This window comes from Pseudomonas atacamensis (assembly GCF_017167965.1).
Lineage (GTDB): Bacteria > Pseudomonadota > Gammaproteobacteria > Pseudomonadales > Pseudomonadaceae > Aquipseudomonas > Aquipseudomonas atacamensis.
Genome location: NZ_CP070503.1, coordinates 1,102,501 through 1,123,581 on the forward strand (window position 1 = coordinate 1,102,501; position 21,081 = coordinate 1,123,581).

Here is a 21,081-nt window from a genome sequence, read left to right on the forward strand (position 1 = left end):
GACACACGGCGGGTGCTAACGTCCGTCGTGAAAAGGGAAACAACCCAGACCGTCAGCTAAGGTCCCAAAGTTATGGTTAAGTGGGAAACGATGTGGGAAGGCTTAGACAGCTAGGAGGTTGGCTTAGAAGCAGCCACCCTTTAAAGAAAGCGTAATAGCTCACTAGTCGAGTCGGCCTGCGCGGAAGATGTAACGGGGCTCAAACCATACACCGAAGCTACGGGTATCATCTTCGGATGATGCGGTAGAGGAGCGTTCTGTAAGCCTGTGAAGGTGAGTTGAGAAGCTTGCTGGAGGTATCAGAAGTGCGAATGCTGACATGAGTAACGACAATGGGTGTGAAAAACACCCACGCCGAAAGACCAAGGTTTCCTGCGCAACGTTAATCGACGCAGGGTTAGTCGGTCCCTAAGGCGAGGCTGAAAAGCGTAGTCGATGGAAAACAGGTTAATATTCCTGTACTTCTGGTTATTGCGATGGAGGGACGGAGAAGGCTAGGCCAGCTTGGCGTTGGTTGTCCAAGTTTAAGGTGGTAGGCTGAGATCTTAGGTAAATCCGGGATCTTAAGGCCGAGAGCTGATGACGAGTTACCCTTTGGGTGACGAAGTGGTTGATGCCATGCTTCCAAGAAAAGCTTCTAAGCTTCAGGTAACCAGGAACCGTACCCCAAACCGACACAGGTGGTTGGGTAGAGAATACCAAGGCGCTTGAGAGAACTCGGGTGAAGGAACTAGGCAAAATGGCACCGTAACTTCGGGAGAAGGTGCGCCGGTGAGGGTGAAGGACTTGCTCCGTAAGCTCATGCCGGTCGAAGATACCAGGCCGCTGCGACTGTTTATTAAAAACACAGCACTCTGCAAACACGAAAGTGGACGTATAGGGTGTGACGCCTGCCCGGTGCCGGAAGGTTAATTGATGGGGTTAGCTAACGCGAAGCTCTTGATCGAAGCCCCGGTAAACGGCGGCCGTAACTATAACGGTCCTAAGGTAGCGAAATTCCTTGTCGGGTAAGTTCCGACCTGCACGAATGGCGTAACGATGGCGGCGCTGTCTCCACCCGAGACTCAGTGAAATTGAAATCGCTGTGAAGATGCAGTGTATCCGCGGCTAGACGGAAAGACCCCGTGAACCTTTACTATAGCTTTGCACTGGACTTTGAATTTGCTTGTGTAGGATAGGTGGGAGGCTTTGAAGCGTGGACGCCAGTTCGCGTGGAGCCATCCTTGAAATACCACCCTGGCAACTTTGAGGTTCTAACTCAGGTCCGTTATCCGGATCGAGGACAGTGTATGGTGGGTAGTTTGACTGGGGCGGTCTCCTCCTAAAGAGTAACGGAGGAGTACGAAGGTGCGCTCAGACCGGTCGGAAATCGGTCGTAGAGTATAAAGGCAAAAGCGCGCTTGACTGCGAGACAGACACGTCGAGCAGGTACGAAAGTAGGTCTTAGTGATCCGGTGGTTCTGTATGGAAGGGCCATCGCTCAACGGATAAAAGGTACTCCGGGGATAACAGGCTGATACCGCCCAAGAGTTCATATCGACGGCGGTGTTTGGCACCTCGATGTCGGCTCATCACATCCTGGGGCTGAAGCCGGTCCCAAGGGTATGGCTGTTCGCCATTTAAAGTGGTACGCGAGCTGGGTTTAGAACGTCGTGAGACAGTTCGGTCCCTATCTGCCGTGGACGTTTGAGATTTGAGAGGGGCTGCTCCTAGTACGAGAGGACCGGAGTGGACGAACCTCTGGTGTTCCGGTTGTCACGCCAGTGGCATTGCCGGGTAGCTATGTTCGGGAAAGATAACCGCTGAAAGCATCTAAGCGGGAAACTTGCCTCAAGATGAGATCTCACTGGAACCTTGAGTTCCCTGAAGGGCCGTCGAAGACTACGACGTTGATAGGTTGGGTGTGTAAGCGCTGTGAGGCGTTGAGCTAACCAATACTAATTGCCCGTGAGGCTTGACCATATAACACCCAAGCAATTTGCTGACCTGAAAAGGCACCAGATTGCGGTGTGTGAAGACGAAACGAACCGAAAGTTCGAAACGCACAAACACCGAAAGCTGTCACATACCCAATTTGCTGAAGCGAGGCCGTCTGGTCACGAGTCAGTACCCGAATTTCTTGACGACCATAGAGCGTTGGAACCACCTGATCCCATCCCGAACTCAGCAGTGAAACGATGCATCGCCGATGGTAGTGTGGGGTTTCCCCATGTGAGAGTAGGTCATCGTCAAGATTAAATTCCGAAACCCCAATTGCGAAAGCAGTTGGGGTTTTGTTTTGCCTGCGAGAAAGTTTTCAGCGCTGTGGCGAACAAAATTGCACAGTTATTTTCGAAGCAGAACACTAGAATAGCCCCATCTTTATCGGAGTCAGAGCCTGTATGTCAGAATCGGTTGACGCCCCCGGGCTGTCAGATTTACCGCTGGAAGACTTGATAGCCTGCCACGAGTGCGACTTGCTGATGCGCAAGCCGACACTTGCCCATGGTGAAAAGGCCCTATGCCCGCGTTGTGGTTATGAGTTGTACGCCCACCGCCATAACGTGGTGCAGCGTAGCCTCGCCCTGGTAATCGCCGCGTTATTACTTTACGTACCGGCAAACTTTTTACCCATCATGCAACTCAATATCCTCGGGCAATCTTCGCAGGATACGGTCTGGAGCGGCGTGGTCGGTCTATTCAGCACCGATATGCAAGGAGTGTCGATTGTCGTCTTCCTTTGCAGCATGGCCATACCGTTACTCAAGTTGTTGTGCCAGCTGTTTGTCCTACTGACGATCCGCTTCAATGTCGGCCGTAGTTATGGCTTGTTGCTCTATCGTATTTACCACCACCTCCGAGACTGGGGCATGCTCGAGGTCTACCTCATGGGCGTCCTCGTCGCGATCGTGAAGCTGGCGGATATGGCAGCAATTACCGTCGGCCTCGGGCTGGCATGTTTCATTGGCTTGTTGTTGGTACAAGTCTGGCTGGAGGTGGTGATGTCACCGCATCAGATCTGGCAGGCATTATCAGGAGAGGATGCCCATGCGGGCGATTGATGCGGGCATTCTGGTGTGCACCGAATGCCACGAACTGAACAAGCAGGAAGCTGACGTCGATGAGCAAAGCTGTACCCGCTGCGGCGCGCAGGTTCACGCTCGCCGCCCCAACAGCCTGACCCGTACCTGGGCGCTGTTGATCACGGCAGCCATTATCTATATTCCGGCCAACGTCTTGCCGATCATGACGGTCAGCTCCCTGGGCCAGGGTGAGCCGAGCACCATCATGTCCGGCGTGATTGAACTGGTGCAGCACGGCATGATTCCGATCGCAAGCGTGGTGTTCATCGCCAGTATTCTGGTGCCCACGTTCAAACTGGTCGGCATCGCGTTGTTGCTGTTTTCCGTGCAGCGTCGGCAGCCTTTGTCGGCCCGTCAGCGCATCTGGATGTACCGATTCATCGAGTTCATCGGCCGCTGGTCGATGCTCGATATTTTTGTGATCGCCATTCTCGTGGCGGTCGTTAACTTCGGCCGTATAGCCAGTGTCGAAGCCAATTTGGGCGCCGTCGCCTTCGCCTCTGTGGTGATTCTGACGATGCTCGCCGCAGTAACTTTCGATCCCCGACTGATTTGGGATAACACGGAGTCGGACGACGACCATGACTGATTTGCCTGTAGCGAAAACCCGACCGGCTTCGAACTGGTCGGCCATTTGGGTGCTGCCTCTGATCGCTTTGATCATCGGCGGCTGGCTCGGCTGGCGTGCTTATTCCGAGACCGGTATCGAAATTCAGGTGCGCTTCGAAAGCGGCGAAGGGATCCAGGCCAACAAGACCGAAGTGGTCTACAAAGGCATGCCGGTCGGCAAGGTCAAGACGCTCAAGCTCGACGATGAAGGCAACTCCAAAGGGGTGATCGCCACCATCGAAATGAATAAGGACGTGGAACAGTACCTGAAGACCAGCACACGGTTCTGGCTGGTCAAACCGAGCGTGACCCTGGCCGGTATCACTGGTCTGGAAACGCTGGTCTCGGGTAACTATGTTGCGATCAGTCCCGGTGAAGGCGAGCCGGTTCGCAAGTTCAAGGCTTTGGCCGAAGAGCCGCCACTGTCTGACGCCAAGCCCGGTCTGCACCTGACCATCAAGGCCGATCGCCTCGGTTCGTTGAATCGCGGCAGCCCGGTGTTCTACAAGCAGATCAAGGTCGGTCAGGTCAAAAGCTACGTGCTTTCCGAGGATCAGAGCACCGTTGAACTGAAGGTGTTCATCGAGCCGACCTACGCCAAACTGGTGCGCAAACACACACGTTTCTGGAACGCCAGCGGCATCAGCATCGACGCCAACCTGTCCGGTGTGAAAGTCCGTAGCGAGTCCTTGGCCAGCATCGTCGCCGGTGGTATCGCGTTCGCGACGCCGGAGAATCGCAAGGACAGCCCTGCGACCGATCCCAGCCTGCCATTCCGTCTCTATGAAGACTTCGACGCCGCCGCTGCCGGGATTCGCGTGAAGGTCAAACTCAGTGATTTCGAGGGCCTGCAGGCGGGTCGCACACCGGTGATGTACAAAGGCATTCAGGTCGGCAACCTGAAAGCGCTCAAAGTCGATCCGGACCTGAACAGTGCAACAGCCGAGCTGACCCTTGATCCGTTGGCCGAAGACTATCTGGTTGAGGGCACGCAGTTCTGGGTGGTCAAGCCTTCGATTTCCCTGGCGGGTATTACCGGCCTGGAAGCGCTGGTGAAAGGTAACTACATCGCCGTGCGTCCGGGCGACAAAGGCGCTGCGCCGAAACGCGAGTTCGAAGCGCGACCGAAAGCTCCGCCGCTGGATCTGCGTTCGCCGGGCCTGCATCTGGTGTTGTTTACCGATTCGCTGGGTTCGATCGATGTCGGCAGTCCGATTCTGTACAAGCAGGTCAAGGTCGGTTCGGTGCAGAGCTACCAGTTCTCCCGAACCAAGAAGCAGCTGGTTATCGGCGTGCACATCGAGAAGGAATACGAAAACCTGGTCAACGCCTCGACGCGCTTCTGGAACGTCAGCGGCATCACCCTCACCGGTGGCTTGACCGGCGGCATTCAGGTCAAGAGTGAATCTTTGCAAACCCTGATGGCCGGCGGTATCGCCTTTGAAACGCCGCAAGCCAATGCGCCGTTGAAGAAACGCATACCGCGCTTCCGTCTGTTCGCCGACCACGATGAGGCAAACAAGAAAGGCGCGGTAGTGACGATCAAGGTTGATCGCGCTGACGGCTTGAGCAGCGGTACGCCGGTACGTTTCAAGGGGCTGGATGTCGGCAAGATTGAAAGCGTCGATCTGACCGATGACATGCAGTCGGTAATCCTCACCGCACGCATCACCGAAGTACCGGAAAAGATTGCGCGAGTCGGCAGTCAGTTCTGGGTGGTCAAGCCGGAGCTGGGCCTGATCAAGACGCAGAATCTGGAAACGCTGGTCACCGGTAAATACATCGAAGTCCAGCCGGCGGCGAAGAATCTCGGCCCGCAGAAGAACTTCGTTGCCTTGGCCGAGGCGCCGGAAGTCACCAAGCAAGAAGCGGGTCTGAGTCTGGTGTTGAGCGCTGCCCGTCGCGGTTCGCTTAAGCCTGGCGTACCAGTGACCTACCGTGAAATCACCGTCGGAAAGGTGACCGGTTATGAATTGGGCCAGACCGCTGACCGTGTGTTGGTGCACATCCTGATCGAGCCGAAGTATGCGCCGCTGGTGCGCAGCGGCAGCCGCTTCTGGAACACCAGCGGCGTGGGCTTCGATTATGGGTTGTTCAAAGGCGTGACGGTGCGCACCGAGTCGCTGGAGACACTGATTCAAGGTGGGATTGCCTTCGCCACCCCGGACGGTGAACGCATGGGCAATCCGGCTCGGGCCGAGCAGACGTTCCCGTTGTTCGACAAGTTCGAGGATGAATGGCTGACCTGGGCGCCGAAGATTCAGCTCGGTAAGTAACCTGAAGTTTATGGGGCGTCTATCAAGACGCCTTCGCGAGCAAGCTCGCTCCCACATTTTGTATGCGTTTCTATGTGGGAGCGAGCTTGCTCGCGAAGAGGCCCTCTGATTCAACCCAAATCCCAGGCGATAAAAAAGGGCCGCGATCCCATCAGATCGCGGCCCTTTTTTTGCCTTCAGCTAAAGCCGATCAAACCGCATCCAGCTCCGGCTCATCGGCCTGCACATTCAGCGTGGCCTTGACCACATCATGGCGACGGATGTACTTCCAGTCCGCCTCATCAATGTAGATGCCTGCCGGGCCGCTGCCGCCTTCCAGATCGATCGCGACACTGGCGCAGACCTGCGGCTTCACACTCGCCAGAATCGGCACGAAGCCCAGTTGCAGACTGGTTTCCAGCAGCGCCGCCTGGTTCTTCTCGTCGATGTCCGCCGCCTCGTCGAGGTAGTACGGCAGACGCACGCGGCCGGCCAGGTCGCGATCCATCAAGTGCAGCAACAAGTACATGTTGGTCAGCGCCTTGATGGTCATGGTCGTGCCGTTGGACGCCGCGCCGTCGATGTCGGTGTGGATCACCGGTTGGCCGTTGACCTTGGTGATCTCGAAAGCCAGTTCGAACAAATCCTTGAGGCCGAGCTGGTTGTGGTTCGCCGCCACCAGCCGCGCGAGGTATTCCTTGGCCTCTTCGTTCTTGTTGTCCTGCTCGGCGCTCTGGCTGAGGTCAAACACCGACAGTGTTTCGCCTTCCTCATACTGGCCGGCGCTGTGGATGATCTGGTCGATGTGCTTGAGCGCTTCCTTGTTCGGCGCGAGGACGATGCGGAAGCTCTGCAGGTTGGAGACCTGACGCTTGTTGATCTCACGGTTGAACAACGCCAGTTGATGCTCAAGGCTGTCGTAGTCGCTGCGGATGTTGCGCAGGGTGCGGGCGATATCGGTGACCGCCGCGCGCCGCGCCTTGCCGAGGGTCAGGGCCTCATCGGTGCGGTGCGCGTAAGCGTTGATCAGCAGCGACAGACGCCGCTCCATGTCGTCTTCGCTGTCGAACTTGGCCACGCCTTTGAGACGGACTTGCGCATACAGCGCCTCAATCTGCCCATCGGCACGCAGCAGACCCTGCCAGCTGTCCTGATAGTCGTTGAGCAGCGGCAGCAGGTTGTCCATCGAATCATCGACCGGATCCATGAACGGCGTTCCGAACGGCAGGTCCGCTGGCAGCAACTGACGACGACGCAAGGCATCGTCGAGGGTGCGTTGCTTGGCTTCCATGTCGGCGATCTGCCGGCCGACCAGTTGCAGCTTGGCCGACAGTTGCTGGACGCGCTCGGTGAAGGCATCGCTGGAGCGCTTGAGTTCGTCCTGCGCGGCTTCCATCTGCGCCAGTTGTTCGAGTTTGTCGTTTTCTTCGGCGCTCAGGGTCTGGGTGCGACGGAAATCTTCCAGCGCCTTCTGCGCGTCCAGCACCTGCTGATAGAGCGCCTCGGTCTGGGTCTTGCTCGCGGCGCGGTCGGCGGCCACGGCTTGCTGGGTTTTCAGTTGCTTGAGCTCTTTTTCCAGACGCTCCCTCTGATCGCGCAACGCGGCGCGGTCAGCCAGAGCCTGCAAGGCAGGCGGCTCAATGTGCGAGATGTCGATCGACAGGCCCGGCACTTCGAAGCGCTCGCCCTTGAAGCCATCAAGAATCAGCTCGACCGATTTGACCCACTCGCCATTCTCGTCGAGGGTGATGCCATGTTCGCCCAGCGGCAGGCTGAACAACGCGCTATTGAACAGACGCATCAGGCGCTCGACGTCCTGTTGCGAGAACTCTTCGCGCAGGCGGGCATAGCTGTTGTTGTCGGCGTGATCAAGTTGTTGCTTCACCGACTTCAGGCGTTTTTCCAGATCGCGCAGACGCTCTTCGAGGTCTTCGGCGCTGAACTGACGCGACTGCGCCAAGGCACCGGCCAATTCATCGTGGGCATCCTTGGCGGCGAGCAATTGTTGCTCGAGCACTTTGACGTCATCGACCAGGGCGAAGCGGTTCTTCAATACCGACAGCTCACCGAGCCAGCGCTGGATGCCGGAAATTTCCCGCTCCAGACGCATCAGTTCCTGGGTGCCGCCGCGCTGATCGTTTTGCAGATCGTCCTGCTCGCGGCGGTAGTGCTCGGCCTGGATGGTCAGCTCTTCCTTGCGCGCCGTGGCGTAATCCGACCAGGTGCCGAGCAAGGAATCGAGCAGCGGCGACAGGCGATGCAGTTTGCCGCGCAGCACATCGCGCTGTTTCACGCCGTTGGCCAGCGCTTCAACCAATGGACCGGCGGCGACCAGCGAGTTGTAGTCCTGCTCCATGCGCCGCACGTCGCGGAAGGCTTCTTCGCACGCGGCGATGTAATCGACGCTGCCCGAACGCAGGCTGTGCTCGAAAGCATCGAGGAACAGTTGCTTGAGCTTGGCCGCGGTGATTTCGCGCATGTGCAGCAGGTTGATGAACAACGCGCGGAATGTCTTCAGGCTCTGCTCGCTGGTGGAGCGCAGCGGGATAAGGGTCAGGTCGAGCGGGATTGACGTGTGGCCGCCAACCAGCAAGCGGCGCAGCTCATCCGGCTTGAGTTCGTAAGCCTTCAGGCCTTCTTTTTCGAGATTGCTGAACAGTTCTTTCTGGCGCAGGCAAGTGTCGTTTTTCTGGTAATGCGCCAGATCGAGCTTGCCGGCGTAGGCGAAGAACTGGTGCCCGAAACCACCGCCCGGGCCGCGACCGACCACGCCGATCACGTGGGGGCCGTGGGGCAGGTTGACTTCGACGAGGATGTAACTGGTGTCGGAGGCGAAGTAGAAGCGCCGCGATTGTTCCAGGCTGTACTTGCCGAAGCTCATGTCCGACATGCGCGCCAGAATCGGGAACTGCAAGGCGTTGATCGACGCTGATTTACCGAGGTTGTTTGCGCCGTAAACCGACAACGGTTCTTCCAGCGGGAACAGACCGAGGCTGTAACCGGCGGTGTTCAAAAGGGCAAAGCGGCGGATGCCGTAGCGTTCCTGGCTCATGCATCGGACTCCTGTTCTTCGGCAATGGCGCGGGCCAGTGCGTCTTCTTCGCTTTCTTCTTCAAATTCGGAAAGATCGAGCGGATCGTCGGTTTCGAGGAATTTCGCTTCGGCTTCTTCGTCGATCAGCACCGGCGCCGGCAGCGGCAGAACGCTGTGGACGCTGGCTGCGAGGTCGCGGTCCTGTTGTACCGACAGGCACACGTCGAGGAAACGGTGCATCGGCGGCAGGAAGCGGTAGACGCCGTTTTCTTCGCCGGCAAAACCAAGCTGGGTCATGCGGCGCATGATTTTTTCCTCGAGTTCTTCGACGGTCTGCACTTCGGCCTGGATGAACAGGTCGCGGTACTTGTCCAGCAGCGACGGCAATTCTTCGCGGCCGAGGCTGCCGCCGTCGAGCACGGCGATCGGGTCGCGGCCCTGATCGGCCAGGTGCTCGACGAGGATGAAGGTGAACAGCGCCAGACGCTGGGCGGTCTTGTTCACCGCTGCTGCGGCCATGTCCGGCACGAAGTAGTAGAAACCACGGGTGTCGCAGACCAGTTCAAAGCCCAGCGCCTTGAACAGCGTGCGGTACTGGTCCTGGAAATTCGACAGTTGTGCGTACAGCTCGGGATCACGGCGGCTGACGTGGTAACCCTTGAACAACTCGCGGAAGATCGGCGCCAGTTGCGACAGTTCGGAAAGATCAAGATGCATTTGGGATGCTCGCAGAATCCTCGGCGGCGGTGTCGCTGGCCGAGAGCAGGGCGAAGGAGCGCAGGCTGACCTGGTGCTCGTGAGTATGGTATTCGCGGCGTTCCAGACGCTCGCGCTTGAAGCGTTTTTCCCGCGACAGGCGCGAGAACCAGTAAAGCAACTCGTCGGTGGCGCCGTCCGGTTCCTGCTCCAGCAGCCAGGTCATCAGATCCGGCATCGGCAGCGATTCTTCGCAACGATCGACCATCTCGCGCACGGTGCGCGGTGCACGTGGAGCGTCGCCCGCCTTCTGGGTTTTGTGCGCCTTGGGGAAGCGCGCCGGTTTCGGCTCGAAACGCGCCAGCGCATAAACGTAGGCTTCGACCTGACTGGCGCTGCCCAGGAAAGTGCTCTGTGGGCGGGTGAACAGCGGCATCGCCGCTTGCGGCACGGCGTCGATGCCTTTACGCCGGATCGCCGCCAGCGCCAGTGCGGCGCCACGGGTCACGGCGTTATGCCGACGCGCTTCTTCACGCAACGGCAGCAGCAGTTCGCGGGCATGGCGCAGGGTCAGTTGCGCGCTGGTCTGCATTTCGAGGATGCGCGCGTGGGTGCGCAGGAGCATGTCGTCATCGACCAGATGGCCGAGGCGCTGCTGTTCGCTGAGCATCTTCAGTAGCACCGTTTCGACCTTGCGCACGCCTTGTTCGAAGGCGCCGTCGGCGTTGACCAGATCGATCATCGGCTCGACGTATTCGTCCCACGTCGCCAGTACTTCGGCGTAACGCTGACGCAGCGGAATCTGCCGGTCGCTGGTCTTCGCCCGTTCGGCGACTGCCACCAGGGCCTGTTCATCGTTGTCGAGTTTCTTCAGTACGTCGCGCACGCGCATGTCGAGCAAGCGCAGCTGGCGCGCCAGATCGTTGCCGTCACGAACGTCGAAAGCGTCCTGGATATAACCGGCCAGACGCTCCAGGTGACGCAAATAGGCTTCGATTTCCAGGCACAGACCGAGGCGGTGTTCGCGGCGCAGGTAGGCGAGGAAGTCGTGGATCTGCGCGTTGAGCTCGAAACGGTTCGGGCTTTTCGCCACCGGAACCAGAATATCGAGGCGAATCCACACGTCGAGCAGGCTGGTGATGTCCTGCGGCGTGCTGTCGAGTTGTTGGGCGGCCAGTTGCGTGCGCAGTTCGTTGAGGCTCAGGGTGCCTTGGTCGAAGTGCTCGCACAGTGGCTCCAGAAGTGCCCAGTGTTCAGCGAGGGCGCGCAAGACGCGCTTGGGTTCGATCATCGGAATGGCCGGCTGGTTGGCGATTAAAAGCGGCGATTGTACTGCATCACAGGCGCGGCGATTCACTCTCGGGACGGGCTGTCGCATTCTTTGCCCAAAGGGCAGCGGCGCAGCGCAGCGCGGGGTATCGATCAACAGCGAGCGATCTTGTGCGAAGGGCGGTAGAATCAGCGCACTTTCCGTTATCCACAAGTGGCCGACCTTTGCTTATCGAGTCCCGCCGCCGCGCCTATTTGAACGCCATGCAGGTGGTCAACTGGCTGCCGCGCACCGAACTGCCTTTCGCCGCACCGTCGCGGCCCGAGCTGCTGGAGATGCCCGAGCCTGAGCTTGAGGTGCCGGTTGCTCCGGCGCCTCAGGCCGAAGCACCGGCGCAGCCTGCCGCGCGTCAGGTCGAGCGGCCGAAAATCGAGGTGCCGCGTCCGTCGCTGGCCAGTACCCGCAACGGCGCGAAACCGGTGGAAGAAGTCGACGACACGCCGGTGGTGGTCAAGCCAGCGCCAGTGCCGCCACCGCGTTTCGCCCTGCAACTGCTGCGCGCCGGGCGCTGCCTGCTGCTGGTCGAGTTACCCACAGGCGAAGCGTTTCAGAGTCGCGATCCGGCCTACCTGCTGCTCAAGGACATGCTGCGCGCCGCCGGTCTGCCGGATGCGCCGCAAATCGTCGGCGAACCTGTGCGCTGGCCGTGGCTCAATCGCGGCACGCTGGATCAAGGCCCGGAAGCGGCGCGCGACTTCGTGCAGGGTTTCCTCTCGGTGCAGATGGAAGCGGCGCCCTGCGCCTGTCTGTGGCTGATCGGCCTGCCGGCGGTGAAATTTGCCGGGGAAGCGGACGCCGAAGCGTTCAATAGCGAATTGCAGATCGAAGGTCTGGGCCTGGCCTGGGCGATTCCCGGTCTGGAACTGTTAATGGAAGAGCCACAGCGCAAGGCCGCTGTGTGGCAAGCCATGCGTCGGCTGATGGCGCGCTGGAAACAATCCGATGAGTGAGGCTGTAACCTTTCGCCCGATGACCGAGGCGGACCTGGACGCTGTGTTGAAGATCGAATACGCCGCGTACAGCCATCCGTGGACCCGGGGGATTTTTCTCGATGGCCTGGGCAAATACCAGATCTGGCTGATGTTCGAAGGGCAGCAGCAGGTGGGCCACGGTGTGGTGCAGATCATTCTTGATGAGGCGCACCTGCTCAATATCACCGTCAAGCCGGAAAATCAGGGGCGCGGGTTGGGGCTGACGTTGCTTGAGCATTTGATGTCGCGGGCGTATGCGGCCGAGGCTCGGGAATGCTTTCTCGAAGTGCGCGACAGCAATACTGCTGCGTTCAGGTTGTATGAGCGGTATGGCTTCAACGAGATCGGCCGGCGTCGCGATTATTATCCGGCGGTGGGTGGGCGTGAGGATGCGGTGGTGATGGTCTGTACCCTGGTTGACTGATCGACCTTGAAAGCTTCGCGAGCAGGCTCGCCCCCACATTGGAATTTTGTAACCATCCCTGAACCCTGTGGGAGCGAGCCTGCTCGCGAACGCGTCAGATCAGGCGCCTCTTTTTATCTCCGCTTGCCATCCAGCGGATCCAGATCCGCCAGTTCCGCTTCATCCAGCCCGTCACCGCCGCCGATGTCATTTTCATCGACCACGCTCAGATCCCAATCCGCCTGATTGCCCTCGCCGACTTCCTCGGCATCGCGCGCACCATCCTCGCGAATCAACGTTTCCGGGCTCAGGTCATCGTCAGTCGGCTGGTGATCGTCCACCGAGGCCCCGGTCATACCCGCCTCACGCACTCGCTCAGCCGGCATCAATTGTTCACGTTCACGCTCGGGCAGCTCATCGCCGATCTTCGCGCTGGGCTCTTCATCGTCGAAATCCAGCTCGTGCACCGAGCCCATGCGGTCTTCGTTATCATCGATGGGTTCCGGTTGCACCGCATCATAAGGGCGTCGTGAATCAGTCATGGCAATTCCTCATAGTGTGGGCCTTACTGAGTGGACTCACCGGGCGCGCGAGAATTCCAACGAAAACACTTTGCGCTGGCGGCGTGACTTCGACGGGGGGTCGTCTATCAAACCTGCGCATCTTTCTTGAGGCCTTATCCATGCACGATCTACAAGACCTGATTGATAACAACGAGCGTTGGGCTGACGCGATCACCAAGGAAGACCCGGATTTCTTCGCCAAACTGGCGCGCCAGCAGACTCCGGAATATCTATGGATCGGCTGCTCCGACGCACGCGTACCGGCCAATGAAATCGTCGGCATGCTGCCGGGCGATCTGTTCGTGCACCGCAACGTCGCCAACGTCGTGCTGCACACCGACCTCAACTGCCTGTCCGTGATCCAGTACGCGGTTGATGTGCTCAAGGTCAAACACATCCTCGTCACCGGCCACTACGGCTGCGGCGGTGTGCGCGCGTCGATGCAGGATCGCCAGTTCGGCCTGATCGACGGCTGGCTGCGGTCGATCCGCGATCTGTACTACGAGAAACGCGAAGAACTGGCCAAGCTGGCGACCGAAGAAGAGCAGGTCGATCGCATGTGCGAACTCAACGTGATCCAGCAAGTGGCCAACGTCGCGCACACCAGCATCATTCAGAACGCTTGGCATCGCGGGCAGCCGCTGTCGATCCACGGCTGCATCTACGGCATCAAGGATGGCCGCTGGAAAAGTCTCAATACCACCATCAGTGGTTTCGAACAGTTGCCGCCGCAATACCGTTTGCGTCCGGTCGGCGCGCCGTAACCGCAGCTTTCAGCTTCGGCCTGGATGCCGCCAGCGCTGTAAAAAGCGCTGGCCTTCAGGCGTGGGTGGTTCGTCGTAACCGGTGATCCAGCCACGGCAGCGCGACGAACCGCAATCGCAGGCGAACTGGCGTAGCAGTTTGTCTTCGGTCGATGCGTAATCGATGCTCAGATGTTCGCCGCTATGGATATCTTTCAAGGCCCACAGCCACAACTCACTCATGTCGAGAAATACATTCGGGTCGCAGGCGTGTTCCAGCACCCCGCAAAAGCGCGGATCGTAAACGTGGATGCCGGTTTGCAACTGGCGTGTCTGTCGACAGCGATAGGGCAGCAATTGCCCCGAAACCCGGCACATTCGGCTGATGCGCAGAAACTCACGGCGCGCGACCACTGCCGTGGCGACGCCTCGTTCGTTGTGGATGATCTGGAAGTCGTCGCAGGATGGAAAACCCAGCCGCACCGGAAGTCCGGCGAACGGATAGATGCCTTCTGTGTCGCGCGGCAGGTGCCGGCCCACGGCTTGATTGTTCATAACGATCCTTGTTGTTGAGTGTTGCCTCCGGGTTGTGCCCATGCCTCGCCAGGCGAAGCATGATTGGATCCAAGCGTCGCGCAATTGAAGGTACCGGTCTACTGTCAAACCTGACAGGCGCGATCACCGCTGGCCCGCGTCAGCATTGGCTGACACGGGGGCTCCGGCAGCGATTACAGAGCGGGTGCGGGCACGGCGGCCGCAGGCAAGGGCGCTTTCAGCTGTTGCAGTTGCGTCTTGACCGGTGGCGTGGCGCACTTGGCAGTCGCTTCTTCGACGCTGAGGTTGCGGATCGAGGTGTAGAACAACTCGCAGGTTTTGACCTTTTGCGTCACTTGCCATGTTTGCGTGCAACTGTTCAGCGTGGCCTGCGCATCGCTGCCCGGCTTGCTGCCCATCCCGGCCTGCCAGCAAGCCGCGCTCAAATCCTGGCCCATGACTTTCAGGCCCGCCGCGTCAGCCTTGGCCTGGGCATCGTCGCCGGTATAGCTCTTCGGATCGGCGGCGTACCAGATATAGCTCGGATGATTCGAGCCGAGCACCGGCACATTCACCCCTTCGCTTGGACTGATGCTTGCCAGACCCAAGACGCCCACCGTCGGCCCATACTGTTCCTTGATCCAGTTGCGCACCGGCGCCCCGAACGCAACCATCGGCAGCGTCGTGCCGCTGGCGGTCTGGCTAAACTGCTTGACCAGCGTGGTCTGGTAATCCTTGAAGTAGTCGTAGACGTCCTCCAGATCCCCGCCGGCATTGGACGGCGCGGCGATCGGCGCGATGTCGATGATGGTCTGGTAAGCCGGCGTCTGCCCGGCGGGGATGCCGTTATCGGTCAGCAACGTCGCCCAGCGATCGGTGGTGTTCGAGCGCAGGTAGTCCTGCGCCTGGGTCAGCGAGTAGTCAGGCGGGAAGTGCAGCAACTCGACGCTCTTGCGATTCTCCAGAGCCATGCCCAACGGCAGGAACAGATACCAGCTATAGGCCCATTTGCCATCGGCATTCAGCTTGCTGGCGCCGGCATAAGCCAGATCGCCGGCGTCGAGCAACGCCGACAGCGGCTTGTCATAGCCGTCCGGCACTCCGGTGATCTCGGCATAGAGCTGATCGTTGTCGGTCTTCACCAGCACCTTGGCATCGGCGTAACCGTCGCGCTGGACGCTCTGACTCAGATAGTGAGCAACGGTCTGCTCCAGCGTCCAGTTGCGAAAGCAGATCACACTGCAATTGTTGGGGTAGGCGAAGAGCCGGGTGACGCGCTCGGTGCTGCCCAGTTTCACGTCGACATCGGCGTGAGCGGCGGCGCTTAGCGTCAGTGCAACGAGGGTAAGTCCTGCGAGTTTGAACATGCTCAGATCCTTTTCAGCGTGGGTTCCCCTCGATTTGGGGGCGCTTCATAGTGGATCAGTGGTGTTTGACAGAAAAGCGGTTGAGTATGGATTTCATGATTTCCACGCCAGACCTGTGCAAGCGAGCGCTCGCTCCCACAGGCCTGGCTCGTTTTTGCTACGGCATCACCGGCGGCGTATACGCCAATGTCGTCCCCAACGCCCACAACAGCAGCAGCACCAGTGGCGTGTGCACCAGCAGTTGCACAAACGAGAAGCCGATCAGATCCCGCGCCTTCAACCCGAGCACGCCCAGCAGCGGGAGCATATAGAACGGGTTGATCAGGTTCGGCAAGGCTTCGGCGGCGTTGTAGATCTGCACTGCCCAGCCGAGGTGGTATTGCAGGTCATTGGCGACTTGCATCACGTAGGGCGCTTCGATGATCCATTTGCCGCCGCCGGACGGGATGAAGAAACCGAGAATCGCCGAATAGACGCCCATCAGCAGCGCATAGGTGTCGTGGGAGGCGATGCTGACGAAGAAGGTCGAGATGTGATGCGCGAGGGTTTGCGCGTCGGCGCCTTTGACGGTGGTCATCAGCGCGGCGATCGAGCCGTACAACGGAAACTGGATCAACACGCCAGTGGTGGTCGGCACCGCACGGGCCACCGCATCGAGGAAGCTGCGCGGGCGCCAGTGCAGCAGCGCGCCGAGCATGATGAACAGAAAGTTATAGGTGTTCAGGCCGGAAATCGCGGTAATCGCCGGTTTGGTCGAAAACTCGTGGAACAGCCATCCCGCCGCCAGCAGCACCAACACGATGATCAGCAAAGGGCTGTGTTCCAGCCATTCGCCGGGGCGCGTGCGCGGTTGCAGCGGCGGCAGGTTGAACGCCGGGTCGATGCCGCAGGCCTTGGCGTCGCGTGCCGAATTCGGCCCGGGCGCGGTGGCGTAGGCGATGATGATCGAAATCACGATCAGTGCCAGCAGCATGACCCCGGACTGCCAGAGGAAAATGGTTTCGGTGAACGGGATCACGCCAGTGATCGACAGGATCGACGGCGGCAGGCTGCCCGGGTTGGCCTGCAACTGTGCGGCCGACGATGACAAGCCCAGCGCCCACACCGCGCCAAGTCCCAGGTATGCCGCAGCACCTGCGGCGCGGTAATCCATTTTCAGATCGGTGCGGCGGGCGAGGGCGCGTACCAGCAGCCCGCCGAATACCAGCGACAGACCCCAATTGAGCAGCGAGGCGACCATTGAGATCAACGCTACCCAGGCCACGGCGGAGCGGCCGTTCTTCGGGATGCGTGCCAGTTTGTCGATCAGCTTGACTGCGGGCGGAGAGCTGGCGACGACGTAACCGCCGATCACCACGAAGGCCATCTGCATGGTGAACGGGATCAGGCTCCAGAAGCCGTCGCCGAAGGCCATCGCTGCAGCGGTGGGTTTGGCGCCCATGGCCAGAGTGGCCAGCGCAACGATGATCACGGCCAACGCGGCGAACACCCAGGAGTCGGGAAACCAGCGTTCGGCAAAACTGGAACAGCGCAGGGCAAAGCGCGCGGAGCGGCTATCTTCGATATCAACGGCCACGGGAAGTACCTCGGATTTTTTATGGTTATTTTGATCCGCGGGAGCAGTCGCCCGGCTCGACAGCCACAGAGATCCCCTGTGGGAGCGAGCCTGCTCGCGAAGACGTCGGCACATTCAGCATCAGATTGTCTGAACTGACGTTTCGCGAGCAGGCTCGCTCCCAAATGGGCGGCTGGTCGGTGTTGGCGTGGTCCCTTGGACAGGCACTAACAGTAAATCAAGCGCCGCCCTTTTGTTGAGCAGGTTTTCGCAAACCGAGACTATGGTCTGACGGGTTGTCGATCCGCGCTTTTGCGTAGACCATGAGCGCCTTGTTTTTTGCCGATGCCTGAGTTCTTTGTCATGACTGCCAATTCTCCAGCCCGACCGGCGCCGTTCAGCCGTGCCGATTACAAGACCCTCGGCCTTGCCGCGCTCGGCGGGGCGCTGGAAATCTACGATTTCATCATCTTCGTATTCTTCGCACTGACCCTGAGTCAGTTGTTCTTCCCCCCGGAAATGCCCGAGTGGCTTCGTTTGCTGCAGAGTTTCGGCATCTTCGTCACCGGTTATCTGGCGCGGCCTCTGGGCGGGATTCTGATGGCGCATTTCGCCGACCGTCTGGGCCGCAAAAAGGTGTTCAGCCTGAGCATCCTGATGATGGCCCTGCCGTGCCTGCTGATCGGGATCATGCCGACCTACGCGCAGATCGGCTATTTCGCGCCCTTGCTGTTGCTGGCGCTGCGCATCCTGCAAGGCGCTGCGGTGGGTGGTGAAGTGCCGAGTGCCTGGGTGTTCGTCGCCGAGCATGCGCCTGTCGGCCATCGCGGTTACGCCCTCGGATTTTTGCAGGCCGGCCTGACCTTCGGTTACTTGATCGGCGCACTCACCGCGACCTTCCTGGCGCAGGTTTTCACGCCTGCCGAAATTCTCGATTACGCCTGGCGCTATCCGTTTCTGCTCGGCGGCGTGTTCGGCGTGGTGGGCGTTTATCTGCGCCGATGGCTCAGCGAAACCCCGGTGTTCATGGCCATGGAAGCGCAGCGCGAGGCGCGGGTCGAGCTGCCGCTGCGCACGGTGCTGCGTGAACATCGTCTGGCCATGCTGCCGGCCATGTTGCTCACCTGCGTACTGACCTCGGCAGTGGTGGTGTTCGTCGTCATCACCCCGACCATGATGCAGAAAACCTTCGGCATGACTGCCAGCCACACATTCGGCCTCAGTGCATTGGGCATCGTCTTCCTCAATATCGGCTGCGTGATCGCCGGTCTGCTGGTCGACCGCATCGGCGCCTGGCGCACGGTCATGCTCTACAGCCTGTTGCTGCCATTGGGCATTGGCGTGTTGTATGGCTGTCTGATCATGGGCGGGCATTGGATCGGCATGGCCTATGCGGTCGCCGGTCTCGCTTGTGGGGTAGTGGGTGCGGTGCCTTCGGTGATGGTCGGGTTGTTCCCGGCGCGGATTCGCGTGTCGGGCATTTCCTTCACCTACAACATTGCCTACGCGGCGTGGGCAAGTATCACGCCGCTGTTGCTGATTGGTCTGATGCCGTGGAGCCAGTGGGTCTGCGTAATCTTCTGTGCAGTGATGGGCGCGGTGGGAGTTCTGACAGCGGCGTATTTCGGTGCGCGCATGCCACTTACCGGACCGTGTCAGGCTGCCGGCGCTGCCTGAACCGCAAGCGCCGGATTATTTTCGACTGACGGGTCTGGAGCTGGCTTCAGAAAAGCTGCGCAAGGCCGATGGCTAGGTTGTATCCGCTAACTACCCTGCCATCGGTGCTTTCCCATGTTCAATAAACGCTTGAAACAAGAGCTGGCCGCTCTGCGCGAAGAACTCTCCAGCCTTGTACAAGTGAAGGAAAGCCTGGAAAGCGAAATGCTCGCGCTGACCCTTGAGCCCGACGGGCGGATTCGTTCGGTCAACCAGAATTTTCTCGATGAAATGCTCTACAAGAGCCAGGACCTGGTCGGCCGGGCAATTGAAGACATCGTGCCGGCCCACGTCAAAACCGACGAATTCCATCAGCGCTTCAAAAACTCGATGAGCCGTGGCGAGCACTTCGCCGGCGCCGTGCGCCTGTTGCGCGGCAATGGCGACGAGGCGTGGCTGCGTTCCATCGTGCAACCGGTGCGCTCGTCCGATGGCCGGATCAGACACATTTCCTTCTACGCCAGTGACCTGACCCGCACCATCGAAGCCTCCCGCGAGCATGAGAACCTGATCGGCGCGCTGGTGCGCTCCACCGCCGTGATCGAGTTCGACCTCAACGGCAATGTGCTCTGCGCCAATGATCGCTTCCTCAGCGGCATGGGTTACAGCCTGGCGCAGATCAAAGGCAAACATCACCGCACGTTCTGTGCCCCGGATGAGTACAACAGCGCCGAGTACCAGAACTTCTGGCGGCGCTTGAACAGCGGCGAATTCGTCGCAGGCCGCTTCAAGCGTATCGACAGCCATGGTCGTACGGTGTGGCTGGAAGCGTCCTACAACCCGGTGGTCGATGCCAACGACAAACTGTACAAAGTGGTGAAATTCGCCACGGTGATCACCGATCAGGTCAACCGCGAGCAGGCGGTTGCCGACGCGGCCAGCATCGCTTACAGCACCTCGCAACAGACCGACAGCACCGCGCAACGGGGCACCACGGTCGTCACCGAAGCGGTGAACGTGATGCGTGATTTGTCGCGGCACATGCAAGCCGCCGGCGAAGGTATCGAGGCGCTCAACGAGCAGTCGCTGGTGATCGGCACGATCGTCAAAACCATCAGCGGCATTGCCGAACAGACCAACCTGCTTGCGCTCAACGCCGCGATCGAAGCCGCCCGGGCCGGCGAGCAGGGCCGTGGTTTTGCCGTGGTCGCGGACGAGGTCCGGCAACTGGCCTCGCGCACCAGCCAGGCGACGGACGAAATCGTCGGCGTGGTACGGCAGAACCAGGAAATGGCGCGCAATGCCGTGGCGCTGATGACCGACGGCAAGCTTCAGGCTGAACAGGGCCTGGCGCTGGCGGCGGAGGCGGGCACGGTGATCGTCGAGATTCAGGACGGTGCGCAGAAAGTGGTGGATGCGGTGGGGCAGTTTGCCAATCAGCTCTCTCACTGACACCGCACTGATCGTTCCCACGCTCTGCGTGGGAATGCCGCCCGGGACGCTCCGCGTTCCTTCGCTGGCGTGACGCAGAGCGTCACAGGATGCATTCCCGCGCAGAGCGTGGGAACGATCACCGAGGGGCAGCGCCGCATCTGCTCACTCCCACAGGTTCTGCGATTCTCCAGTGACAGCGCTACAATCGGCTCCTTTTCCTCCGGAGCAAATCCCATGAGCGTCTCCCACCGCCGTCCGGTGCCCCTGAACAAAGCCTACCGCCTGCTCAACCACGGGCCGACCGTGCTGGTCAGCGCCGCTCACGACGGCCAGCGCAACATCATGGCCGCCGCCTGGGCCATGCCGCTGGATTTCGAACCACCGAAAGTCGCCGTCGTCCTCGACAAATCCACCTGGACCCGCCAGTTGCTCGAAGCCTCCGGCACCTTTGTGCTGAACGTGCCTTGCGTCAATCAGGCCGATATCGTGCAAACCGTCGGCAACACCTCCGGCCTGGAAATCACCCGCAACCAAGGTCAGGACAAGTTTCAGGCGTACGGCCTACACACCTTCGCTGGCGAACAGATTGAAGCGCCGCTGCTTGAGGGCTGTGTCGCCTGGCTCGAATGCCGCCTGCTGCCGGAGCCGCGCAATCACGAGCAATACGACCTGTTCCTTGCCGAAGTCATTGCTGCCCAGGCCGATGAGCGTGTGTTCAGCGATGGGCGCTGGCATTTCGAAGGGCAGGATGGATTGCGCACGCTGCATCACGTTGCGGGCGGGCATTTCCTGAAGATTGGGGATGGGGTGGATGGCAAGACGTTGGCGGTCTGATTTACTCCCGGGAGAAGGCCTGCTGCTCGGCAGGCC

General features: G+C 59.8%; 15 protein-coding genes, 2 rRNA genes and 2 pseudogenes (1 of these 19 only partly in view). 12 read left to right on the forward strand and 7 right to left on the reverse strand.

Going from position 1 to position 21,081, the window contains the following annotated elements; genetic code table 11:
• The 5 genes from JWU58_RS05135 to JWU58_RS05155 all read left to right on the forward strand — a co-directional run.
• Positions 1 to 1,962 (forward strand): 23S ribosomal RNA (locus JWU58_RS05135) (it extends 932 nt beyond the left edge of the window).
• 156 nt (positions 1,963 to 2,118) lie between these two features.
• Positions 2,119 to 2,234 (forward strand): 5S ribosomal RNA (gene rrf, locus JWU58_RS05140).
• A 147-nt stretch (positions 2,235 to 2,381) separates the two neighbouring features.
• Positions 2,382 to 3,041: a paraquat-inducible protein A gene (locus tag JWU58_RS05145; RefSeq protein WP_024014315.1), complete on the forward strand. Its 660-nt coding sequence runs from the start codon at positions 2,382 to 2,384 to the stop codon at positions 3,039 to 3,041.
• Positions 3,028 to 3,651 carry a paraquat-inducible protein A gene (locus JWU58_RS05150; RefSeq protein ID WP_071173597.1) on the forward strand — a complete coding sequence of 208 codons (624 nt, stop codon included), beginning with the start codon at positions 3,028 to 3,030 and terminating at the stop codon, positions 3,649 to 3,651. Before JWU58_RS05145 ends, JWU58_RS05150 begins: the two co-directional genes overlap by 14 nt.
• Positions 3,644 to 5,947, forward strand: a complete 2,304-nt coding sequence (locus JWU58_RS05155) for a PqiB family protein (RefSeq protein WP_016773187.1) — start codon at positions 3,644 to 3,646, stop codon at positions 5,945 to 5,947. Before JWU58_RS05150 ends, JWU58_RS05155 begins: the two co-directional genes overlap by 8 nt.
• A gap of 190 nt (positions 5,948 to 6,137) precedes the next feature.
• Here JWU58_RS05155 and mksF read toward each other — a convergent pair whose 3' ends face one another.
• From mksF to mksB, 3 genes are read right to left on the reverse strand one after another with little or no spacing between them, the layout of a single operon-like run.
• Positions 6,138 to 8,978 (reverse strand): Mks condensin complex protein MksF, encoded by a 2,841-nt coding sequence (mksF, locus tag JWU58_RS05160; RefSeq protein WP_206421562.1) that lies wholly within the window; start codon positions 8,976 to 8,978, stop codon positions 6,138 to 6,140.
• On the reverse strand, positions 8,975 to 9,676 hold the full coding sequence (gene mksE / locus JWU58_RS05165; RefSeq protein WP_016773189.1) for an Mks condensin complex protein MksE: 702 nt from the start codon (positions 9,674 to 9,676) through the stop codon (positions 8,975 to 8,977). Before mksE ends, mksF begins: the two co-directional genes overlap by 4 nt.
• A complete protein-coding gene (mksB, locus tag JWU58_RS05170; RefSeq protein WP_160768349.1) occupies positions 9,666 to 10,946 on the reverse strand; it encodes an Mks condensin complex protein MksB in 1,281 nt (426 codons plus the stop codon). The genes mksE and mksB overlap by 11 nt, the downstream gene beginning before the upstream one ends.
• 242 nt (positions 10,947 to 11,188) lie before the next feature.
• On the opposite strand from mksB, the gene JWU58_RS05175 reads away from it, so the two are divergent.
• Positions 11,189 to 11,935 (forward strand): energy transducer TonB, encoded by a 747-nt coding sequence (locus JWU58_RS05175; protein ID WP_130926433.1) that lies wholly within the window; start codon positions 11,189 to 11,191, stop codon positions 11,933 to 11,935.
• A complete protein-coding gene (rimI, locus tag JWU58_RS05180; protein WP_024014312.1) occupies positions 11,928 to 12,380 on the forward strand; it encodes a ribosomal protein S18-alanine N-acetyltransferase in 453 nt (150 codons plus the stop codon). The genes JWU58_RS05175 and rimI overlap by 8 nt, the downstream gene beginning before the upstream one ends.
• A 113-nt stretch (positions 12,381 to 12,493) precedes the next feature.
• Here rimI and JWU58_RS05185 read toward each other — a convergent pair whose 3' ends face one another.
• Complete coding sequence (locus JWU58_RS05185; RefSeq protein ID WP_024014311.1) at positions 12,494 to 12,901, reverse strand: hypothetical protein; 408 nt, start codon at positions 12,899 to 12,901, stop codon at positions 12,494 to 12,496.
• 140 nt (positions 12,902 to 13,041) lie between these two features.
• On the opposite strand from JWU58_RS05185, the gene can reads away from it, so the two are divergent.
• Positions 13,042 to 13,686, forward strand: coding sequence for a carbonate dehydratase (gene can, locus JWU58_RS05190; RefSeq protein WP_039761245.1), 645 nt, complete (start codon positions 13,042 to 13,044; stop codon positions 13,684 to 13,686).
• A 9-nt stretch (positions 13,687 to 13,695) separates the two neighbouring features.
• Here can and JWU58_RS05195 read toward each other — a convergent pair whose 3' ends face one another.
• The 3 genes from JWU58_RS05195 to JWU58_RS05205 all read right to left on the reverse strand — a co-directional run bounded on the left by JWU58_RS05195 (position 13,696) and on the right by JWU58_RS05205 (position 17,142).
• Positions 13,696 to 14,220 carry an SET domain-containing protein-lysine N-methyltransferase gene (locus JWU58_RS05195; RefSeq protein WP_110602981.1) on the reverse strand — a complete coding sequence of 175 codons (525 nt, stop codon included), beginning with the start codon at positions 14,218 to 14,220 and terminating at the stop codon, positions 13,696 to 13,698.
• A gap of 173 nt (positions 14,221 to 14,393) precedes the next feature.
• Complete coding sequence (locus JWU58_RS05200; protein ID WP_123444151.1) at positions 14,394 to 15,566, reverse strand: hypothetical protein; 1,173 nt, start codon at positions 15,564 to 15,566, stop codon at positions 14,394 to 14,396.
• A gap of 157 nt (positions 15,567 to 15,723) precedes the next feature.
• On the reverse strand, positions 15,724 to 17,142 hold the full coding sequence (locus JWU58_RS05205; RefSeq protein WP_016773194.1) for a short-chain fatty acid transporter: 1,419 nt from the start codon (positions 17,140 to 17,142) through the stop codon (positions 15,724 to 15,726).
• A 342-nt stretch (positions 17,143 to 17,484) separates the two neighbouring features.
• Here JWU58_RS05205 and JWU58_RS05210 point away from each other — a divergent pair, with 342 nt between their 5' ends.
• From JWU58_RS05210 to JWU58_RS05220, 4 genes and pseudogenes are all read left to right on the forward strand, one after another.
• Positions 17,485 to 18,798, forward strand: coding sequence for an MFS transporter (locus JWU58_RS05210; protein WP_206421563.1), 1,314 nt, complete (start codon positions 17,485 to 17,487; stop codon positions 18,796 to 18,798).
• Positions 18,799 to 19,002: 204 nt separating this feature from the next.
• Positions 19,003 to 19,689, forward strand: a pseudogene (locus tag JWU58_RS27470) (PAS domain-containing protein); the annotation flags it as partial.
• A gap of 102 nt (positions 19,690 to 19,791) precedes the next feature.
• Positions 19,792 to 20,229: pseudogene (locus JWU58_RS27475) on the forward strand (methyl-accepting chemotaxis protein); the annotation flags it as partial.
• A gap of 216 nt (positions 20,230 to 20,445) precedes the next feature.
• Complete coding sequence (locus JWU58_RS05220; protein WP_024014305.1) at positions 20,446 to 21,045, forward strand: flavin reductase family protein; 600 nt, start codon at positions 20,446 to 20,448, stop codon at positions 21,043 to 21,045.
• Positions 21,046 to 21,081 lie beyond the last annotated feature (36 nt).

What these genes read in the sequence shown, in the direction of transcription:
- JWU58_RS05175 (WP_130926433.1), top strand. Translation starts at nt 11,189, where the DNA reads ATGCAGGTGGTCAACTGGCTGCCGCGCACCGAACTGCCTTTCGCCGCA.
- JWU58_RS05195 (WP_110602981.1), bottom strand. Translation starts at nt 14,220, where the DNA reads ATGAACAATCAAGCCGTGGGCCGGCACCTGCCGCGCGACACAGAAGGC.
- can (WP_039761245.1), top strand. Translation starts at nt 13,042, where the DNA reads ATGCACGATCTACAAGACCTGATTGATAACAACGAGCGTTGGGCTGAC.
- mksF (WP_206421562.1), bottom strand. Translation starts at nt 8,978, where the DNA reads ATGAGCCAGGAACGCTACGGCATCCGCCGCTTTGCCCTTTTGAACACC.
- JWU58_RS05210 (WP_206421563.1), top strand. Translation starts at nt 17,485, where the DNA reads ATGACTGCCAATTCTCCAGCCCGACCGGCGCCGTTCAGCCGTGCCGAT.
- JWU58_RS05155 (WP_016773187.1), top strand. Translation starts at nt 3,644, where the DNA reads ATGACTGATTTGCCTGTAGCGAAAACCCGACCGGCTTCGAACTGGTCG.
- rimI (WP_024014312.1), top strand. Translation starts at nt 11,928, where the DNA reads ATGAGTGAGGCTGTAACCTTTCGCCCGATGACCGAGGCGGACCTGGAC.
- JWU58_RS05185 (WP_024014311.1), bottom strand. Translation starts at nt 12,901, where the DNA reads ATGACTGATTCACGACGCCCTTATGATGCGGTGCAACCGGAACCCATC.
- JWU58_RS05200 (WP_123444151.1), bottom strand. Translation starts at nt 15,566, where the DNA reads ATGTTCAAACTCGCAGGACTTACCCTCGTTGCACTGACGCTAAGCGCC.
- mksB (WP_160768349.1), bottom strand. Translation starts at nt 10,946, where the DNA reads ATGATCGAACCCAAGCGCGTCTTGCGCGCCCTCGCTGAACACTGGGCA.
- JWU58_RS05150 (WP_071173597.1), top strand. Translation starts at nt 3,028, where the DNA reads ATGCGGGCGATTGATGCGGGCATTCTGGTGTGCACCGAATGCCACGAA.
- JWU58_RS05145 (WP_024014315.1), top strand. Translation starts at nt 2,382, where the DNA reads ATGTCAGAATCGGTTGACGCCCCCGGGCTGTCAGATTTACCGCTGGAA.
- mksE (WP_016773189.1), bottom strand. Translation starts at nt 9,676, where the DNA reads ATGCATCTTGATCTTTCCGAACTGTCGCAACTGGCGCCGATCTTCCGC.
- JWU58_RS05220 (WP_024014305.1), top strand. Translation starts at nt 20,446, where the DNA reads ATGAGCGTCTCCCACCGCCGTCCGGTGCCCCTGAACAAAGCCTACCGC.